This window comes from Streptomyces sp. NBC_01142 (genome assembly GCF_026341125.1).
Classification (GTDB): Bacteria; Actinomycetota; Actinomycetes; order Streptomycetales; family Streptomycetaceae; genus Streptomyces.
The window spans coordinates 97,519-113,729 of the sequence record NZ_JAPEOR010000001.1; the positions used below are offsets into that span (position 1 = coordinate 97,519).

The 16,211-nt window shown below is 70.2% G+C and carries 20 protein-coding genes; 10 read left to right on the forward strand and 10 right to left on the reverse strand.

Annotation, left to right across the window (positions count from 1 at the left end):
- The first annotated feature begins 84 nt into the window (after window positions 1-84).
- A complete protein-coding gene (locus tag OG883_RS00520) occupies window positions 85-924 on the forward strand; it encodes a nitrilase-related carbon-nitrogen hydrolase (RefSeq protein WP_266533347.1) in 840 nt (279 codons plus the stop codon).
- Here the strand turns inward: OG883_RS00520 and OG883_RS00525 are convergent.
- Window positions 899-3,022, reverse strand: coding sequence for an FtsX-like permease family protein (locus tag OG883_RS00525; protein ID WP_266533350.1), 2,124 nt, complete (start codon window positions 3,020-3,022; stop codon window positions 899-901). The genes OG883_RS00520 and OG883_RS00525 overlap by 26 nt on opposite strands.
- The gene (locus tag OG883_RS00530; RefSeq protein ID WP_266533353.1) at window positions 3,016-3,741 is read right to left on the reverse strand and encodes an ABC transporter ATP-binding protein; all 726 of its coding nucleotides are present in this window, start codon (window positions 3,739-3,741) and stop codon (window positions 3,016-3,018) included. The genes OG883_RS00525 and OG883_RS00530 overlap by 7 nt, the downstream gene beginning before the upstream one ends.
- A 139-nt stretch (window positions 3,742-3,880) precedes the next feature.
- Here OG883_RS00530 and OG883_RS00535 point away from each other — a divergent pair, with 139 nt between their 5' ends.
- A complete protein-coding gene (locus OG883_RS00535) occupies window positions 3,881-5,023 on the forward strand; it encodes a DUF2786 domain-containing protein (protein ID WP_266533356.1) in 1,143 nt (380 codons plus the stop codon).
- Here OG883_RS00535 and OG883_RS00540 read toward each other — a convergent pair.
- The 5 genes from OG883_RS00540 to rpmB all read right to left on the reverse strand — a co-directional run bounded on the left by OG883_RS00540 (window position 5,008) and on the right by rpmB (window position 8,350).
- Complete coding sequence (locus tag OG883_RS00540) at window positions 5,008-5,844, reverse strand: hypothetical protein (protein WP_266533360.1); 837 nt, start codon at window positions 5,842-5,844, stop codon at window positions 5,008-5,010. The two genes, OG883_RS00535 and OG883_RS00540, sit on opposite strands and share 16 nt — an antisense overlap.
- A gap of 5 nt (window positions 5,845-5,849) precedes the next feature.
- Window positions 5,850-7,205 carry a hypothetical protein gene (locus OG883_RS00545; protein WP_266533363.1) on the reverse strand — a complete coding sequence of 452 codons (1,356 nt, stop codon included), beginning with the start codon at window positions 7,203-7,205 and terminating at the stop codon, window positions 5,850-5,852.
- Window positions 7,205-7,633, reverse strand: coding sequence for a hypothetical protein (locus OG883_RS00550; RefSeq protein ID WP_266533365.1), 429 nt, complete (start codon window positions 7,631-7,633; stop codon window positions 7,205-7,207). Before OG883_RS00550 ends, OG883_RS00545 begins: the two co-directional genes overlap by 1 nt.
- Before the next feature lie 175 nt (window positions 7,634-7,808).
- Window positions 7,809-8,114, reverse strand: coding sequence for a 30S ribosomal protein S14 (rpsN, locus tag OG883_RS00555; RefSeq protein WP_266533368.1), 306 nt, complete (start codon window positions 8,112-8,114; stop codon window positions 7,809-7,811).
- A complete protein-coding gene (gene rpmB / locus OG883_RS00560; RefSeq protein WP_266533371.1) occupies window positions 8,114-8,350 on the reverse strand; it encodes a 50S ribosomal protein L28 in 237 nt (78 codons plus the stop codon). Before rpmB ends, rpsN begins: the two co-directional genes overlap by 1 nt.
- Window positions 8,351-8,418: 68 nt before the next feature.
- On the opposite strand from rpmB, the gene rpmG reads away from it, so the two are divergent.
- The 5 genes from rpmG to OG883_RS00585 all read left to right on the forward strand — a co-directional run bounded on the left by rpmG (window position 8,419) and on the right by OG883_RS00585 (window position 10,754).
- Entirely contained in the window at window positions 8,419-8,583 is a 165-nt protein-coding gene (rpmG, locus tag OG883_RS00565) for a 50S ribosomal protein L33 (protein WP_266533373.1), read from the forward strand.
- 22 nt (window positions 8,584-8,605) lie between these two features.
- A complete protein-coding gene (locus tag OG883_RS00570) occupies window positions 8,606-8,854 on the forward strand; it encodes a type B 50S ribosomal protein L31 (protein WP_266533376.1) in 249 nt (82 codons plus the stop codon).
- The gene (locus OG883_RS00575) at window positions 8,851-9,996 is read left to right on the forward strand and encodes a GTP-binding protein (protein WP_266533379.1); all 1,146 of its coding nucleotides are present in this window, start codon (window positions 8,851-8,853) and stop codon (window positions 9,994-9,996) included. Before OG883_RS00570 ends, OG883_RS00575 begins: the two co-directional genes overlap by 4 nt.
- Window positions 9,996-10,250 carry a 30S ribosomal protein S18 gene (gene rpsR / locus OG883_RS00580; protein WP_266533382.1) on the forward strand — a complete coding sequence of 85 codons (255 nt, stop codon included), beginning with the start codon at window positions 9,996-9,998 and terminating at the stop codon, window positions 10,248-10,250. The genes OG883_RS00575 and rpsR overlap by 1 nt, the downstream gene beginning before the upstream one ends.
- A gap of 258 nt (window positions 10,251-10,508) precedes the next feature.
- Window positions 10,509-10,754, forward strand: a complete 246-nt coding sequence (locus tag OG883_RS00585) for a DUF397 domain-containing protein (protein ID WP_266533385.1) — start codon at window positions 10,509-10,511, stop codon at window positions 10,752-10,754.
- Between the two features lie 107 nt (window positions 10,755-10,861).
- Here OG883_RS00585 and OG883_RS00590 read toward each other — a convergent pair whose 3' ends face one another.
- Window positions 10,862-11,359: an ATP-binding protein gene (locus OG883_RS00590; protein WP_266533389.1), complete on the reverse strand. Its 498-nt coding sequence runs from the start codon at window positions 11,357-11,359 to the stop codon at window positions 10,862-10,864.
- A 335-nt stretch (window positions 11,360-11,694) separates the two neighbouring features.
- On the opposite strand from OG883_RS00590, the gene OG883_RS00595 reads away from it, so the two are divergent.
- The 3 genes from OG883_RS00595 to OG883_RS00605 all read left to right on the forward strand — a co-directional run bounded on the left by OG883_RS00595 (window position 11,695) and on the right by OG883_RS00605 (window position 14,792).
- Window positions 11,695-12,558, forward strand: coding sequence for a helix-turn-helix transcriptional regulator (locus OG883_RS00595; RefSeq protein WP_266533391.1), 864 nt, complete (start codon window positions 11,695-11,697; stop codon window positions 12,556-12,558).
- A 69-nt stretch (window positions 12,559-12,627) separates the two neighbouring features.
- The gene (locus tag OG883_RS00600) at window positions 12,628-14,085 is read left to right on the forward strand and encodes an aldehyde dehydrogenase family protein (protein ID WP_266533394.1); all 1,458 of its coding nucleotides are present in this window, start codon (window positions 12,628-12,630) and stop codon (window positions 14,083-14,085) included.
- Between the two features lie 158 nt (window positions 14,086-14,243).
- Window positions 14,244-14,792 (forward strand): DinB family protein, encoded by a 549-nt coding sequence (locus tag OG883_RS00605; RefSeq protein ID WP_266533396.1) that lies wholly within the window; start codon window positions 14,244-14,246, stop codon window positions 14,790-14,792.
- A gap of 10 nt (window positions 14,793-14,802) precedes the next feature.
- Here the strand turns inward: OG883_RS00605 and OG883_RS00610 are convergent, their stop codons facing one another.
- Both OG883_RS00610 and OG883_RS00615 read right to left on the reverse strand, forming a co-directional pair.
- Window positions 14,803-15,387 carry a YdeI family protein gene (locus tag OG883_RS00610; RefSeq protein WP_266533399.1) on the reverse strand — a complete coding sequence of 195 codons (585 nt, stop codon included), beginning with the start codon at window positions 15,385-15,387 and terminating at the stop codon, window positions 14,803-14,805.
- 49 nt (window positions 15,388-15,436) lie between these two features.
- A complete protein-coding gene (locus OG883_RS00615; RefSeq protein WP_266533402.1) occupies window positions 15,437-16,165 on the reverse strand; it encodes a VOC family protein in 729 nt (242 codons plus the stop codon).
- Window positions 16,166-16,211 lie beyond the last annotated feature (46 nt).

Here is a 16,211-nt window from a genome sequence, read left to right on the forward strand (position 1 = left end):
GCCGGCGCGGGGCAGGGCACGGCACAGCCCCCGTACGGGCCCGCCCGGCGTGCCCCGGCCCCGCGTCGCTGCGAGGCTCGGCCCATGCGAGTCGCACTGGCACAGACCGACTGCGTCCTGGGCGAGGTGGACCGGAATCTTGAGACGGCCAGGGAGCAGATAGAGCAGGCCGTCGCGCAGGGCGCGGACCTCGTCGTCTTCCCCGAGCTGAGCCTGCACGGCTACCACCTGGGCGCGCTGAAGCGGGACACCTCGGTGGAGGCGCGCGATCCGCGGCTGCTGGAGCTGGGGACACTCGGTGCGGATGTGGTGATCGGGTTCCACGAGCACACCGCCCTGCGCGCGTACAACACCTGCGCGCACTACAGCGGCGGCGAACTGCTGCACACACACCGCAAGCTGTACCTCCCCAACTATTTGGCCTGGGAGGAGCGCAAGCACGTCAGCCCGGGACAGACGCTGCGTGCGTACGACCTGTCCGGCGGGCGGGGGCGGGCAGCCACGCTCATCTGCAACGACGCCTGGCAGCCGGCGCTGCCGTGGCTCGCCGTGCAGGACGGCGCCGAGGTCCTTTTCGTACCGACGAACAGCGCGGCCAGCCTCGACCCGGAGGCGATGGACACCGTGCTGTACTGGGACACCCTGCTCTCCTACACGGCGCGGATGCTCCAGTGCTGGGTCGTCTTCGTGAACCGGGTCGGGAACGAGAACGGGGCCGCGTTCTGGGGCGGTTCCCGGGTGGTGGACCCGCGCGGCGTGGTGGTGGCCCAGGTCCCCCAATGGGAGCCAGGACTGGTCACCGTCGGCATCGACGTCCACGAGGCGCGCAGGCAGCGCCGATCGGTGCCACTGGTGGCGGAAGCACGCCTCGGACTGATCGACCGCCTGGTGCGCCGCCTCATCGACGAGGGCGGGGACAGCTGAGCGCCGCGGACAGCGCCGCGACCGCCGCGCACACCCCGAGCGCCGGACCGGCCGTCTGCCACGGCACGGTGATCGTGACCGGTGCGGAGAGCGAGGCCAGCGCCGCGCCGAGGCCCGCGAGGCTGACGGCGGTGACGGCCACCCCGAGCACCGCGCCGACGGCGACCGCGAGGAGCGCCTCGCCGGTGACGACCCGCAGGACCTGGGCGCGGGTGGCGCCCGCGAACCGCAGCGAGCCCAGCTCGCCCGCCCGTGCCGAGGTGGCCATCAGCAGGGTGCCCGCCAGGGCGATCGTCGTGTAGACGAGGGCGATGCCGAGGACGACCAGCAGGCCGAGGCGGGTGTGGGAACTGGTGCGGGGATGGGTGGCGTCGGCCCAGGCGTCGAGGGTCCGGACCGTCCCGCCGGTGCTGTCCGCCAGGGAAGCGGCGGCGGATTCGCGGTCCGCGCCGGCGCCGAGCCGTACGTCGATCCGGTCGACCTTCGCCGCGGGAACGTGGGCACTGGTGACATACGCCCCGTGGTTCCCGGTTCCGATCGCCAGCACGGCGGCGATGCGCAGCGAGACGGGACGGCCGTCGCCGAGCCAGACATGGACCGTCTCGCCCACCGTGTGCTTCTCCCACTCCTCGTTGACGACGATCGAGCGGTCGTCGAGGTCCCGCAGATCGCCCGCGACGACCGGCAGCCGGGCCAGGTCCGCGAACGCGGCGGGGTCGGTGACCGCGCGGGCGTCCGACCGGATGAGCGCGCTGCCCTCCTCCCGTACGAAGACGGCGGTGGACGCGGAGCCGGAGAGCGTCGCGCCGGCCGGCTCGGCCACCTGCCTCAGCTCCTCTCCGGTGACGATGAGGTGGGCGGCCGTCCGGCTGCGTGCCTCGGTGGCCTCGGCCTCCGTCACCGAGGCCGCCGAGCCGAGCAGCGAACCGGCCAGGGCAACGGTCACCAGCACGGGCGCGGCGACGGCGGCGGTACGGCGCAGGGACGCGGCGGTGTTCTCCCGTACGAGCATCCCGATGGCCCCGGGCAGGGGCAGCAGGCGCGCCACACGCCGTACGAGCAGTGGCGCGAGCAGCGCCACTGCGGTGATCAGGACCATGGGCTGTGTCGTGTACGTCTTGCGTTTCAGCAGGCCGGACGGATCGGTCGCGAGTCCATGGACCAGCAGTCCGACACCGGCCGCGCAGAGCACGATCCCGGCCGACAGGCGGCCGGGCGCCATCGAGCCGGTGTCCACATCCGCCTCGCGCAGCGCCTCGACCGGGCCGATGCGGCCCGCCCGGCGCGAGGCCGCCCACACTCCGGCGAGTGCCACGGACAGACCGGTCCAGAAGGCGACGTGGAGCGGCCAGGAAGCCTCGCGGATCGTGAACCACCCGGGCGCCACCTCACCCTCGACCAGCAGCCGGGCAAGATGCGGCGCACCCCACGCGCCCAGCGCACAGCCCGCCGCCGAGGCGAGCGTGCCGACGACGAGGGCTTCGGTCAGGAGCAGCCGGCGGATCTGGCCCGGCGTGGCGCCCGCCGTCCGCAGCAGCCCGAACTCCCTTCTGCGCAGCGCCACCGCGAACGCGAACGTCGAGGCGACGACGAAGACCGAGACGAAGGCGGACACGCCACCGGCCGTGCCGAGCAGGGAGTTCACGGCGACCAGGGCCTCGGCGTCCCGCTCGGGGCCGGGATCGGCACGGTTGCGGTCGCCGCCGGTGAGCACCTGGGCGCGGTCGCCCACCAGCCGTCGTACATCGGCGGCCGGAGCGTCCACCCCCACCGCGTCGGGGCCGCCCCTGCGGACCACCGGACCGAGGGCGCGCAGCTCGCGCAGGAGTCCGGCATCCACAGGGTGTGGATGGGCGAGCTTCTTCGAGAGCTGCACGGTGGAGGGCCCGCGGCGTACGTCGACGGTGAGGCTGTCCGTGCCCATCACCACGACCGGCGAGGACGCGAACCGCTCGGGTGCGCGCTCGGGGGCGTCGAAGGTCGAGCCGAGGCCGAGACCCATGACGGCGATCAGCCCGACGCCGAGCGCCAGCGCGACAAAGCTTCCGACGAACGTGGCCCAGCGGGCGCGCAGGGCGGCGAGAGCGACGGTCAGCACGGTAGGGCCTCCAGACTCGCCAGCTGCGCCGCGACCCGCTCGGCGGTCGGCGCCGCCAGCTCGCCGCCGACCCGCCCGTCGACCAGGAACACGACCCGGTCCGCGTACGACGCCGCCACCGGATCGTGCGTCACCATCACGATCGTCTGCCCGTCCTTGTCCGCCAGCTCTCGCAGCATGACGAGGACTTCACGGCTGGTCCCGGTGTCCAGCGCCCCGGTCGGCTCGTCGCCGAAGAGCACGGCGGGCCGGGTGATCAGCGCCCGCGCGAGCGCGACGCGCTGCTGCTGCCCGCCGGACATCTCCCCCGGCCGGTGCCGGGCCCGTCCCTCGAGGCCGACCCGGCCCAGCGCCTGCCGTATCTCCGTACGGGAAGGACGGCGGCCCGCCAGCCGCAGCGGCAGGGCTACATTCTGCGCGGCGGTCAGCGAGGGGATGAGATTGAACGCCTGGAAGACGAACCCGATCCGGTCCCGCCGCAGCAGCGTGAGCCGCCGCTCGCTCAGCCCGCCGAGCGGGAGCCCGTCGATCTCCACGCTCCCGGACGTCGGCCGGTCGAGCCCGGCCGCACACTGGAGCAGCGTCGACTTGCCGGACCCGGAAGGCCCCATGACAGCGGTGAAGGACCCGCAGGAGAAGGAGAGATCGACGCCGTCGAGGGCGGTGACATCGCGATGGACGCGGCGGAGGGCGGTGAGCCGTACGGCAGGTGTGGTCATGCCCTCAGGCTTCCGTTTCCCCGAGCCGTGATCACGACCGCTGGGGGGCGTCCTCGGGGTAGGGCAGGCCCTACCCGCCTGGGATCATCAGTACGAGCACATCCAGGAGTCACAGCAGAGGTCGAGAGGCGGCAGCCCAGTGAGCACGGTCGGTACGGTCGAGAAGGCCCTCGCCGCCGCGTTGTACGCGGACGGGGACGAGGGGCTCGACACCGGCGCCTCCCTCCTCGCCGCCGACCCGGCCACCGATGGCGAACTGCGGCAGCGCGGCGAGGAGTTCGTCCGCCGGGCGTGGGAACGCGGCTGGCAGCCCGCCGATGTCGTACGGCTCGTACGGCGCGAGCTCGACGAGCCCCATCAGCGGCTCGCCGCCGAGTTGATCACGGGGGAGAGCGGGCGGTACGAACACCTCGCCCCGCGCTGGACGGCACAGCTCGCCGAACTCGCACAGCAGCCGTACCGCGCCGACCGCTTCTCGTACGCCACCACCCTGCTGGAGCTGTACCGCCTGCTGGTCCGGCTGCCCGCGATCGAAGCGGTCGGCCCGGTCCCGGGCACCCCCTTCTCGGCCGGGCCCTCGCCGGACGAGCCGCGCATGCTCACCCGGATCCGCGCGCTGCTGGCCAAGGCGGAGGCGACCGGCTTTCCGCAGGAGGCGGAGGCGCTCACCGCCAAGGCGCAGGAGCTGATGGCGCGGCACAGCGTCGACGAGGCCGTGCTCGCCGCCCGGACCCACCGGACCGATGCGCCCGCGGCCTGCCGGATCGGGGTGGACGCGCCGTACGAGACGGCCAAGGCGATCCTGCTCGACGCGGTCGCCTCCGCGAACCGCTGCCGCGCCGTGTGGAACAGCGCCTTCGGCTTCTCCACGGTCGTCGGCTTCGACGCGGATCTGGAGGGGGTCGAGCTGCTCTACACCTCGCTGCTGGTGCAGGGGACGGCGGCGATGACGCGGGCGGAGGCGGGCCAGCGGGCCGGCGGCCGCAAGCGTACGAAGACCTTCCGGCAGTCGTTCCTGATGGCGTACGCGAGCCGGCTCGGCGAGCGGCTCGCCACGGCGACGGACCAGGTGACATCGGCAAGCGCCGAGGACCTGCTCCCGGTCCTGGTGGCGCGGGACGTGGCCGTCACCGGCCGTGCGGAGCAGATGTTCCCCGAGACCACGACCACGCGGGTGCGTGGGGTCAGCGACGAGGCGGGCTGGGTGCACGGCAGGGCGGCGGCGGACAGCGCGCGGATGGCGCGGGACACGGAGCGGGGACGCGGTCAGTTGCCGTCGTAGGAGACGACGACACCGTCCAGGGCGTGGGCGACGCCGGCCCCGAGGCTGACGTCGCAGAGGTTGATCGTCCAGTTCCCCGCGGTGACCAGGGTCGCGGGGACTCCCTTGTACTTGATGGCGCTGCGCAGCATCTTGTCGCGGGCGGCATCGGTCTTGTGCAGGGTCAGGACCGCGCAGTTGGTCGTCCCGGCCGCTGCGGAGCCGGTGTCGCACTTCACCACGCCCGTGGGCGTCGTCTCGCGGTTGCGGCACCCCGCGACCTCGCCGAGGTCGTCGGCGAGGTCGTTGGTGTCCTTGTGACGCGGTGAATCCGGGATGTCGGGCAGGGGGTACGCGGGAACGTCCGTGTTCTTGAAGGGTTTGAGGACCACGCCGCGCAGGGCCTTGGCGACCTGTGGGGCGTAGTCAGGGTTCAGCACCCGCATGTACCAGTTGCCGGCGGCCACGATGGTGTGGTTGTACGGGGGCCTGCGCCCCGCCGCGATGGAGTCACCCACCTCGTCGCGGCCGAACATCTTGGGGTTCAGGACGTGAACGGTGTTCTCGAACTTCACCCCGTCGACCTCGGCGACGCAGTCGAGGCCGGAGCCGGACTTCGGGTTGCCCTCGCTCCGACGCAGGACCTCGCACTCGATGCCGCCCTCTGCCATGGCACGCACCACGTCGTCCGCCGTCCCGTACTGCGGCGTGGTGGGGACGTTGTCCGGCATGGGGGTGAGCGACTGCCGGCTGTCCTTGCCCGTCGTTCCGCAAGCGGCGAGGGACGTGACGAGGGAAGCAGCGAGTGCGAGGCCCAGAGCCGCGCGGGAGAGCGTGGGCATGGTCCTCAATTCCCGGGTGGAGTCGGCGGAGGGTTGGGGCTCGGCGACGGCGTACCCGGCTCGGGTTCACCCGTGCCGGTTCCCGTGGTGGGACCGCCCGCGGAGTAGATCGTCTCTATGGAGACATGGTGTCCCCCAGGAGTCTCCGACTCCAGTTGCTTGATGGCCTTGGAGCGTTCCTCGTCGCTCAGTGAGTCCCAGGCCATGGCGTCATCGAGGTGCGGCTCGACCTTGTCCCAGTTCTTGCCCCGGACCTTGATGTCGCCGCCGCGCTGGTCGGATTCGTCACCGTACTGCTCGTTCTTCTCCCGTACGTCGGGAGTGTCGGCGGCGTACAGCGTGAACAGGTCCTTGTCGGAGTCGGCGCCGTACGGATTCTCCTTGAGGCCCTTCAAGTGGTAGGCGCTGAGCCGGACATCCTCGTTCGGGTTCTCCTCGATGTACTTGGTCAGCTGAGAGTCATTCAGATCGCCCAGGTACTTGCCGTCGGAGAGAGTGAAGGCGTCGGGATTGGACTTGATGACCTCGCGTGCGGTCTCCAGCTTCATGTGGGTGATGCCCAGCGACTTGTCCGGCTTCAGGGTCTGCTGAAGAGACCAGTCGAAGAACCGGCCGAACGACGTCAGTGGCCCGCGCAGGCTGGGGTTGTGGTTCTGGTACCACTGCTGCTCCTGCCAGAGGATGGCGAGCAGCAGCTTCTTGCTCATCCCCGTCTCGCGGGCGGCGCGGTCCACCGCGGCCAGCTGGGAGGGCGACACATTGATCGGATGCAGCCCGTCCGTCCCGCCGGACAGGCGCAGCGCGATGGCCAGCGGGCTGTTGGGGTTCAGCGCTTCCTTGGCGAGCTTGGGGTCGGTGATGGCCGTCAGGCCCTCTACGGTCCGCAGCGCGCGGGAGGCCTCGACGTCGGCGCGGGTCGCCTTGGACAGCGCGTCGTCGATGATGCCCTGAGCGTGTTTGACGGGTTCCAGGTGCTCGGTGCTGCCTGCCGGGACAGCCACCGCCTTGGCCAGTTGCACCCGTCCGCTGTCGTCGACCTTCAGCTCATGGGTACTGGCGTAGTCGAGCGCGCTGCGCAGGAGCCGCCGCGCGTCGTCGATGTCGTCCGCCAGATCGTCGTAGGCCTTCGCCATGGCCCGCAGGGACACGGCCGCGGCATCGTAGTCGTCGGCGTGCTTGACGAACTTGGTGCGTGCCGCGCTGCCGGTGTCGCCCACCCAGCACTGCTTCAGCGTGGACGCCACCTCGTCGCGTGCGTAGGAGCTGATGCCCTCGCACTGCTTCGCCGTCGCGATCGCGTCATCGGCGGCGTCTCGCCACTTCTGGGGATCGGCCGTGTTCAGTTCGCTGACGGAGACCATCAGGCGTCCTCCAGCCAGTCGGCCTGCGCCTTGAGGCGCTGGGCCGTGGATCCGTCGTCGCTGATCTGCTTGTCCATCGCGTCGGTCAGCGCGCCGGCGGCCTCCTCGACCATGTCGCTGAGTTCGTGGAGCCGCCGCTGCCAGGCGGTCACGCAGTCGTTGCTCGCGGAGCCGGCCACCCAGCCGGAGTGGATGCCGCCCACCGCTGCCGCGTCGTCGAGCTTCGACTTGTCCTTGGCATCGGAGTTCGCTGTGCGGATCCCGGAAGCCTTGGTCCGTATCGGGCCATCGGTCAGTCCCAGATCCATTGCCGTCAGGCTGGGCCCGGGGCTGGGGCTCGGGCCCGGCGCCGACGCAAGCTGCATCGACCCGTCCTTCTTGTGGGCGGACTCCGCTCTGAGCTGTGCCCACTCGTCCTCGAACGACATGTTCCCCCTTCGCACTGCATCAACGACAGCAGATTCTGCAACGTTACATGTGCAACCTGCACTGCCAGCAAGGGGTTTGGGCAACACGGTGCGACTCCGGGACGAGGAGGAGGGGCCGAGGTCCCGGCCGCGGGGGCCGCGGCCCGGTGACAGGGTCCGCGGCCCCCGAGCCCGGCTACCAGGAGGACTTGCGTACGCCCGGGAGGAATCCGGCGTGGGCCTGCTCCCGCAGCCGCACCCGGGACAGGCCGAACTTCCGCAGATGGCCGCGCGGCCGGCCGTCCACACTGTCCCGGTTCCGTACCCGTGTCGGGCTCGCGTCACGAGGCTGTCGCCGCAACTCGCTCTGTGCGGACAGTCGTTCGTCCTCGCTGGTGCCGGGCCGGCGGATGATCTCCTTCAACTCCGCCCGTCGCGTCGCGTACCGCTCCACGATCGCCTTGCGCCGCTCATTGCGGGCGACCTTGCTCTTCTTCGCCATCAGACCCTCACTCCCCGGGCGCGGATCCGGGCCACGGCGGCCTCGATCCCGATCGTGTCGACGGTCTTGATCGCGCGGGCGCTGAGTGTGAGCCGGACATGGCGGCCCTCGCTCGGCAGCCAGTAGCGCTTGCGCTGGATGTTGGGGTCGAAGCGGCGCGACGTACGCCGGTGCGAGTGGGAGATGTGGTTGCCGAAGCCCGGCTGGGCCCCGGTCAGCTGGCAGTGCGCGGACACAGGTGATTCGCCTCTCGTTGACGGCATCCCATTTGGTAATGGAAATCGTTTCCATTTAGTGTAGCGCCATGGCACGCAACGAACTCCGCCCGGTCATCAAGCTCCGCTCCACCGCGGGCACCGGCTTCACCTACGTGACCCGCAAGAACCGCCGCAACAACCCCGACCGCATGACGCTGCGCAAGTACGACCCGGTCGTCGGCCGGCACGTCGACTTCCGCGAAGAGCGCTGACCCGCCGAGGAGACCCCAGACCATGAAGCCAGGAATCCACCCCGCGTACCGCCCCGTCGTCTTCCGTGACAAGGCGGCCGACTTCGCCTTCCTCACCCGCTCGACCGCGACCAGCGAGAAGACCGTCGAGTGGGAGGACGGCAACACCTACCCCGTCATCGACGTCGAGATCTCCTCCGTGAGCCACCCCTTCTGCACAGGGACCGCGCGTGTGCTCGACACGGCCGGCCGCGTGGAGCGCTTCGAGCGGCGTTACGGCGGCGGGCGGTGAGCCGGCCCGTCCTGCCCGTCGCCATCGTCGGCGGGCTGCACTCGGACGCCCGCAAGGCCGCCGTGGCCCGGCTGCTCGAAACCGTCCCCGGCAGCGTCGCGCTCCACCATGACCTCGCCACCGCCGTACAGGGCACGGTCGTCCGCACCGTGCGCGACGCCACCGGAACGCTCTCCACCGGTGACGCGCCGCTGGTCAACGACTGCGCCTGCTGCGCCCTGAGCGAGGACCTGGTGCCGGAGCTCGAGCGGCTCGCGGACGGCGGGCTGACCCGGCTCGCGGTCGTCGAACTCTGGGACTCGGTCGAGCCCAAGGCGATGGCCGAGGTCGTCGCGGCGCACGGCGGCGAGCGCCTCGCCGTGACCGCGGTGATGACCGCCGTCGACCCGGCACTCCTGCTGTCCTGCCTCGGCAACGGCGACGACCTGATGGACGCCGGACTCGCGGCCGCCGCCACCGACCGGCGCACGATCGCCGACACCTGGGCGCGCCAGCTGGAGTACGCGCCCGTGCTCGCCGTCGTCGACAGCGAGGAGGCCGACGACGAGGACCGCGCGCTGCTGGCCCAGCTGCACCCGACCGCCCGCCGGGTCGCCGTCGAGGGGCCCGAGCTGGGCATCGCGGCGTTGGCCGGCTTCGACGTGGAGGCGGCCGCGGCCGCGCAGCATCCGGCCTGTGCGCTGCTGCCGCAGGACGCGGACGACTGCGGAGTCGGCACGTATGTCTGGCACCGCGACCGCCCGTTCCATCCCGAGCGGCTCTACCGGGCGCTGGAGGATCTGACCTGCGCAGCGGCCCGCAGCCGTGGGCGCTTCTGGCTTGCCGACCGGCCGGACACCCTGCTGGCCTGGGACGCCGCGGGCGGCGCGCTCTGTGTGGAGAGCGCGGGCCCGTGGCTCGCCTCGCTGCCGGACGCCGCCTGGGAGATGGTGCCGCCGGTCCGCAGGGCGGCGGCCGCGCTGGACTGGCACCCCGAGCACGGGGACTGCTGCCAGCACCTGGTCTTCACCTCGCCGGGCCTGGACCGCGGCGGTCTGGCCCAGCTGCTCGAATCCTGCCTGTTGACCGATGCCGAGTACGCCGCGGGCCGCGAGGCCTGGAAGCGGCTGCCGCCCGCCTTCGACTCTCTCCTGGAGGTCTGATGTCCCCCCGTCGCTCCGACCCGCGCAAGACCGCAAGGCCCGTCACGTCCCGGGTCAACCCGCTGGATCGCGCGGGCGTCTCCTATGTCGACTACAAGGACACCGATCTGCTGCGGACGTTCCTCTCGGACCGCGGCAGGATACGCAGCCGCCGGGTGACCCGGGTGAGTGCCCAGCAGCAGCGGCAGCTGGCGCGCGCGATCAGGAACGCCAGGGAGATGGCGCTGCTGCCGTACTCCTCCTCCGCCCGCTGAGAGCCTGCGCAGGGCTATTTCGGGGAGAGGGGAGCCGGAAGGGCGCGGAATACGTCTCTCCCAGTGAACGCGGAATGTGTCTCTCCAGGTGAACGGGGGACGGGGGAGCCCCCCGGGGAAGCCCCTGGGGAAGCTGTAACCGAAGGGGCACCCCGCGTGCACGTGCATCTGGCCGTGCAGCCGCTCATGCATTGGCATATGAACAGAGCTATGATCCGGGACAGTTGACCCCTGCATCTTGTACCCCGGGAGCTATCTGTGTACGACGCGTACAACGGCATGGCGGCCACAGAGCTTCACGGGGTCGTCTGGCAGAAGAGCAGGCACAGCAACTCCCAGGGTTCCTGTGTGGAGTTCGCCAAACTGCCTGGCGGGGAGGTGGCGATGCGCAATTCGCGGCACCCCGACGGCCCGGCCCTCGTCTATACGCCCGCCGAGATAGAGGCGCTGCTTCTGGGCGTCAAGGACGGCGAGTTCGATCATCTGGTGGCGGGCACGCCGTAGTGCGGACCCGCCGCGGCCGGGGCTCACCGCAGCACGGGCCCGGCCGCGGTGAGCCTGGGGGGCGGTGTTCGGATCCTGCCGGGCAGCCCGATCCGAACGCCACCCGCCTAACCCAGGCGGAACAGCGCCCACACGACCTTGCCGTGCAGCGACCCGGCGAGCGGGTGCCAGCCCCAGCTGTCGCTGAAGGAGTCCACCAGGAACAGACCCCGCCCCGACTCCGCGGAGAAGTCCTCCTCGGACTCGCGGGTCGCGGGACCGTCGTGGCTGGGGTCGCGCACCGCGCACACCAGCCGGCTCGTCCAGCGCATCAAGTGCAGCCGTACGGGCGGATCCTGGGCCTCCCGCGGCTCCCGCCCGGAGTCCGTGGGCAGGGCGTGCCGCAGCGCGTTGGTGACGAGTTCGGAGACGACCAGCGCGACATCGTCGAAACGCTCGCTCAGTTCCCACTGGCCGAGCGTCGCCTTGGTGAAGTGCCGTGCCCCGCGCACCGCTTCATAGCGGGCAGGCAGAGCGCACGAGGCGGAGCTGGAGACCGTCGCGGGATCGATGGGGGGAAGCCCCTGCCGTAACGGCTCGAGCATGGTCGATCCATTCGTCCCCATGCGAGGCACTCCCAGGAATCGCGGCTGTGACGCTACAACACGAACGAGCACGCAGGTGCGCGAGGACCATGGTTCCGAATGCGTACGGCAGATGCAAGGGCAGATGCACGTGCACGCGCCCGTCCTGTCCACCCCCGTGCCGGTTCCTGCTCATTTCTTCCCCCAAGCTGTTTCACCGGTCTCCGCCGGGTCTTCTCCTTTCCGTAATCGAATGAGTACGGGCTGAAGCGTTTTGGTGGCAGAATCCGGCTCTCGGGGTTCGGGGGGACGCCGTGAGGCACACAGAATGAGCGAGTGACGAAGCGACAGACGAAGCGATGGGGAGGGCTGGAGTCGTGACCGCAGGCGAGTCGAGCGGTTCCGTGGTGCGGCGCATCCTGTTGGGCTCGCAGCTGAGGCGGCTGCGGGAATCACGCGGCATCACCCGGGAGGCGGCCGGATACTCGATCCGCGCTTCAGAATCCAAGATCAGCCGCATGGAGTTGGGACGGGTGAGCTTCAAGGCGAGGGACGTGGAGGATCTGCTCACGCTCTACGGAGTCGCCGACGAAGCGGAGCGCGAATCGCTGCTCGGCCTCGCCAAGGAGGCGAACGTCGCGGGCTGGTGGCACAGCTTCGGCGATGTGCTGCCCGGCTGGTTCCAGACATATATCGGCCTCGAGGGCGCCGCCTCGCTGATCCGGATCTACGAAGTGCAGTTCGTGCACGGCCTGTTGCAGACGGAGTCGTACGCCCACGCCGTCGTCACCCGCGGCATCCCCGACGCCCCCCGCGCCGAGATCGACCGCAGGGTCGCGCTCCGCCTCGAGCGCCAGAAGGTCCTCGTCTCCGAGCGCGCGCCGCGCTTCCACGCCGTGCTCGACGAGGCCGCGCTGCGCCGTCCGTACGGCGACCGTGACGTGATGCAGGGCCAGTTGAAACATCTCATCGAGATCTCCGAGCAGCCGAACATCACCCTCCAGGTGATGCCGTTCAGCTTCGGCGGGCACGCGGGCGAGAGCGGCGCCTTCACCATGCTGCGCTTCCCCGAGTCCGACCTCTCCGACATCGTCTATCTGGAGCAGCTCACCAGCGCCCTGTACCTCGACAAGCGTGAGGAAGTCGCCCAGTACGAGCGGGTGATGGAGCGGCTCCAGGAGGACAGTCCGGATCCCGCCGAGAGCCGGGACCTTCTCCGTGGTCTCCTCCAACTCACCTGAAACACAAGTACGATGACGTGACATCAGGCATCTGCTTCTGCAGTCCTCTGCGATAAGGAATCGGATCACATGTCCTTCTTCACCGAGCTGGCCCACCAGTACATCGATGGCGAGTGGAGGCCCGGCAGCGGCTCCTGGGACATCATCGATTTCAATCCGTACGACGGGGAGAAGCTGGCGTCGATCACGGTGGCCACGGCGGCGGAGGTGGACCAGGCCTACCGCGCCGCCGAGCGCGCGCAGACGGGCTGGGCCGCGACCAATCCGTACGCCCGCCGGCTGGTCTTCGAGCGCGCCCTGCGGATCATCGAGGATCGCGAGCAGGAGATCACCGAGACGATCATCGCGGAGCTGGGCGGCACCCATCTGAAGGCCGCCTTCGAGCTGCATCTCGCCAAGGAGTTCCTGCGCGAGGCCGTGCAGCTGGCGCTGCGGCCCGAGGGCCGGATCCTCCCCTCGCCGGTCGACGGCAAGGAGAACCGCGTCTACCGCCTGCCCGTGGGTGTCGTGGGCGTCATCAGCCCCTTCAACTTCCCCTTCCTGCTCTCGATCAAGTCGGTCGCGCCGGCGCTGGCCCTCGGCAACGCCGTGGTCCTCAAGCCGCACCAGAACACTCCGATCTGCGGCGGATCCCTGGTGGCCAAGGTGTTCGAGGAGGCCGGTCTGCCCGCCGGACTGCTGAATGTCGTGATCACCGACATAGCCGAGATAGGCGACGCCCTCATCGAGCACCCGGTTCCCAGGGCGATCTCGTTCACCGGCTCCGACAAGGTCGGCAAGCACGTCGCCACCGTCTGTGCGGCGAACTTCAAGCGGGCCATCCTCGAACTGGGCGGCAACAGCGCGCTGATCGTGCTGGACGACGCCGACATCGACTACGCCGTGGATGCGGCGGTCTTCAGCCGCTTCGTCCACCAGGGCCAGGTCTGCATGGCCGCGAACCGCGTGCTGGTGGACCGTTCGGTGGAGAAGGAGTTCACGGAGAAGTTCGTCGCCAAGGTGAAGACTCTCAAGGTGGGCGACCCCGCGGACCCGCGGACGCACATCGGTCCGCTCATCAACTCCACGCAGGCCGACGCCGTTTCGGCGCTGGTCGAGCAGACCGTCGAGGCCGGTGCGAAGGCGCTGCTGCGCGGCAGCGCCGAGGGCAATGTGCTCTCTCCGTCGGTACTGACGGACCTCGCGGCCGACTCGCCGGTCCTGCAGCAGGAGGTCTTCGGCCCGGTCGCGATCATCGTGCCCTTCGACGGGGAGGACGAGGCGGTACGGATCGCCAACGACACTCCGTACGGCCTGAGTGGCGCCGTGCACACCGGTGATATCGAGCGCGGTGTGCGGCTCGCCCAGCGGATCAACACCGGCATGATCCACATCAATGACAGCACCGTCCACGACGAGCCGATCGTCCCGTTCGGCGGCGAGAAGCACTCCGGCAGCGGGCGGCTGAACGGCGAGTCGATGATCGAGGCGTTCACCACCCAGAAGTGGATCTCGGTGCAGCACGGTCGCTCGCAGTTCCCCTTCTGACGCCTGCCGATCCCCTTCCGATCCCCCCTCTTCCGGTCCGCTTTCGATTCTTCTGCCCCTTTCTGGGATCTTCTCGGCCACGGCCCCTTGCGGACAGAACCTGTCCGCAAGGGGCCGTAGCTTGAGTGGTGTCAGAACGGCTCCGGAAGGCGGACATCATGGTCACTCACGTTCCCGCAGAGGCCCAGGGCGACGAGCGCGGCGCGCTTCTCTCGTTCGTCGAGGCGCAGCGCGGCGCCGTCCGCCGCTCGGTCCTCGGACTGACCGAGGAGCAGGCGGCGAGCCGGCCGAGCGCCAGTGAGCTCTCGCTCTCCGGACTGCTCAAGCATGTCGCGGAGACGGAGCTCAACTGGCTGCGGATGGCGCAGCAGCAGCCGAACGAGAAGGAGCGCAACGAGGAGACCTGGCCGGACAGCTTCCGTCTCGTCGGGGACGAGAGCATTCCCGGGATACTGGCCTTCTGGGAGAAGGTCGCCAAGGAGACCGAGGAGTTCATCGGCTCGGTGCCCAGTCTCGACGACACCTTCCCGCTGCCCGAGGCGCCCTGGTTCCCCAAGGACGGCGCGGTGTCGATGCGCTGGCTGCTGCTGCACCTGGTGGAGGAGATCGGCCGGCACGCGGGCCACGCGGACATCATCCGCGAGTCGCTGGACGGCAAGGGCGCCTTCGACCTGGTCGCCGAGGAGCAGGGCGGCAGCTGGGGCTAGTGCTGCGAGATCACCCTTCGCCCGCCTGCCGCCCCTCCGCCAGGTCCCGTACCGCCCGCTCCAGCCGCGTCTGCCGAGTCTCCGGCGTCGCGGCCTGGAGCAGCGGGAGCATCACGAGGTAGCGGGCGGTCCGGTCGAGCGCGTCGAACGCCGCACGCGCCGCCGGGTCCGCGGCGAGCGCCGCCGCAAGGTCGTCCGGGACAACAGCTGTCGCTTGCGAGGCGTACGCGCGGTCCCAGCGGCCGTCCTCCTGGGCCCGTTGGACCTCGGCGAGGCCGGGCTCTCGCATCCGGCCCGCCACTGCCAGCGCCGCGACCTTCTCGACATTCACCCGCGACCACATGCTTCTCGGTCGCCGTGGCCCGTACTTCTGCAGGTAATACCGGTCGTCCAAGCCCCGACGCTGCCCGGAGATCCAGCCCCAGCACAGCCCCACGTCGACCAGTTCGCCGTCTGTGACCGACGCGATCCCCGACGCCTTCTTCGCCACTTTGACCCACACGCCCTCGCGACGGGTGTGATGCTCGGCCAGCCAGTCCTCAAAGGCCGCCGCATCCGGGAACGCGACGACTTCCACCCCGTTGAACTCCTCCATGCGGGCCAGGCTAGCCCGGCCGAGCCCCGGTGAATTCCCGGTCACAGCACTAGGCCATCAATTGGCCCGGGCTCTTGCCCTGGCCGCCCCGGCCCTCGCCCTCGCCCCGGCCCTCGCCCTCGTCGGTGACGTGGTCGGTGCTCTCGACTGCGGCGGCCCGTTCCCGCAGACGGGCCGCAGTCTCGTCGTCGTAGAGCCGGTCGGCTATGTCCGCCCGCAGCTCGAGGAGACGGACGAGCTGTGCGGGGGTGGGCCGCTCGTCCTCCAGGCCGAGCGCCCGGTCCAGGATCTTCGCGGCGCCCGCCAGGTCCTGCTTGGAGTCGGCGAACAGCGTCGCCATGTGCAGGGCGCGGGCGAAGGTCTCCTTGGGGGCCGGCCGGTGGTGCTGGTCCTCACTGGTCTGTTTGCCAACGCGAATGCAGTTGCCGCCGGGGTCCGTCATCAGGAACTGGCGCACCCCGTAGCTCATGTCCTTGAGCGGCCCGATCCGCGGCAGACCGCGGGTCGGGATCTTTCCGTACGCTGCCTTCAGACCGGTCCGGAAGGACTCGTACAGCGAGTCGACGTCATCGGTGAGGACGTAGCAGGTGCTGAGCGATGCTGCGGGGTCGTACTGCTTCATGCCGAAGAACTGCAGCTCGATGCCGCCACGCTCCACGACGGCGTACGGATTGGGGCTCTTCTGCTGGAAGGTCACCTCGAAGCCGAGCGCGGTGTAGAAGTCGAGCACCGGCTGGAGGGTCTGGCACGGCAGGATCGGAATCGTCTTCTCGGCCATGCCAGCTACTCTAGTCAAAGTTGAATAGAAGCGACAGTGGGCAGTG

Excerpts from the sequence above, each read along its gene's own strand:
- OG883_RS00545 (WP_266533363.1), bottom strand. The coding sequence starts at position 7,205 with ATGGTCTCCGTCAGCGAACTGAACACGGCCGATCCCCAGAAGTGGCGA.
- OG883_RS00600 (WP_266533394.1), top strand. The coding sequence starts at position 12,628 with ATGTCCTTCTTCACCGAGCTGGCCCACCAGTACATCGATGGCGAGTGG.
- OG883_RS00590 (WP_266533389.1), bottom strand. The coding sequence starts at position 11,359 with ATGGGGACGAATGGATCGACCATGCTCGAGCCGTTACGGCAGGGGCTT.
- OG883_RS00520 (WP_266533347.1), top strand. The coding sequence starts at position 85 with ATGCGAGTCGCACTGGCACAGACCGACTGCGTCCTGGGCGAGGTGGAC.
- OG883_RS00615 (WP_266533402.1), bottom strand. The coding sequence starts at position 16,165 with ATGGCCGAGAAGACGATTCCGATCCTGCCGTGCCAGACCCTCCAGCCG.
- OG883_RS00540 (WP_266533360.1), bottom strand. The coding sequence starts at position 5,844 with ATGCCCACGCTCTCCCGCGCGGCTCTGGGCCTCGCACTCGCTGCTTCC.
- OG883_RS00530 (WP_266533353.1), bottom strand. The coding sequence starts at position 3,741 with ATGACCACACCTGCCGTACGGCTCACCGCCCTCCGCCGCGTCCATCGC.
- OG883_RS00570 (WP_266533376.1), top strand. The coding sequence starts at position 8,606 with ATGAAGCCAGGAATCCACCCCGCGTACCGCCCCGTCGTCTTCCGTGAC.
- OG883_RS00605 (WP_266533396.1), top strand. The coding sequence starts at position 14,244 with ATGGTCACTCACGTTCCCGCAGAGGCCCAGGGCGACGAGCGCGGCGCG.
- rpsN (WP_266533368.1), bottom strand. The coding sequence starts at position 8,114 with ATGGCGAAGAAGAGCAAGGTCGCCCGCAATGAGCGGCGCAAGGCGATC.
- OG883_RS00610 (WP_266533399.1), bottom strand. The coding sequence starts at position 15,387 with ATGGAGGAGTTCAACGGGGTGGAAGTCGTCGCGTTCCCGGATGCGGCG.
- rpsR (WP_266533382.1), top strand. The coding sequence starts at position 9,996 with ATGTCCCCCCGTCGCTCCGACCCGCGCAAGACCGCAAGGCCCGTCACG.
- OG883_RS00550 (WP_266533365.1), bottom strand. The coding sequence starts at position 7,633 with ATGTCGTTCGAGGACGAGTGGGCACAGCTCAGAGCGGAGTCCGCCCAC.
- rpmG (WP_266533373.1), top strand. The coding sequence starts at position 8,419 with ATGGCACGCAACGAACTCCGCCCGGTCATCAAGCTCCGCTCCACCGCG.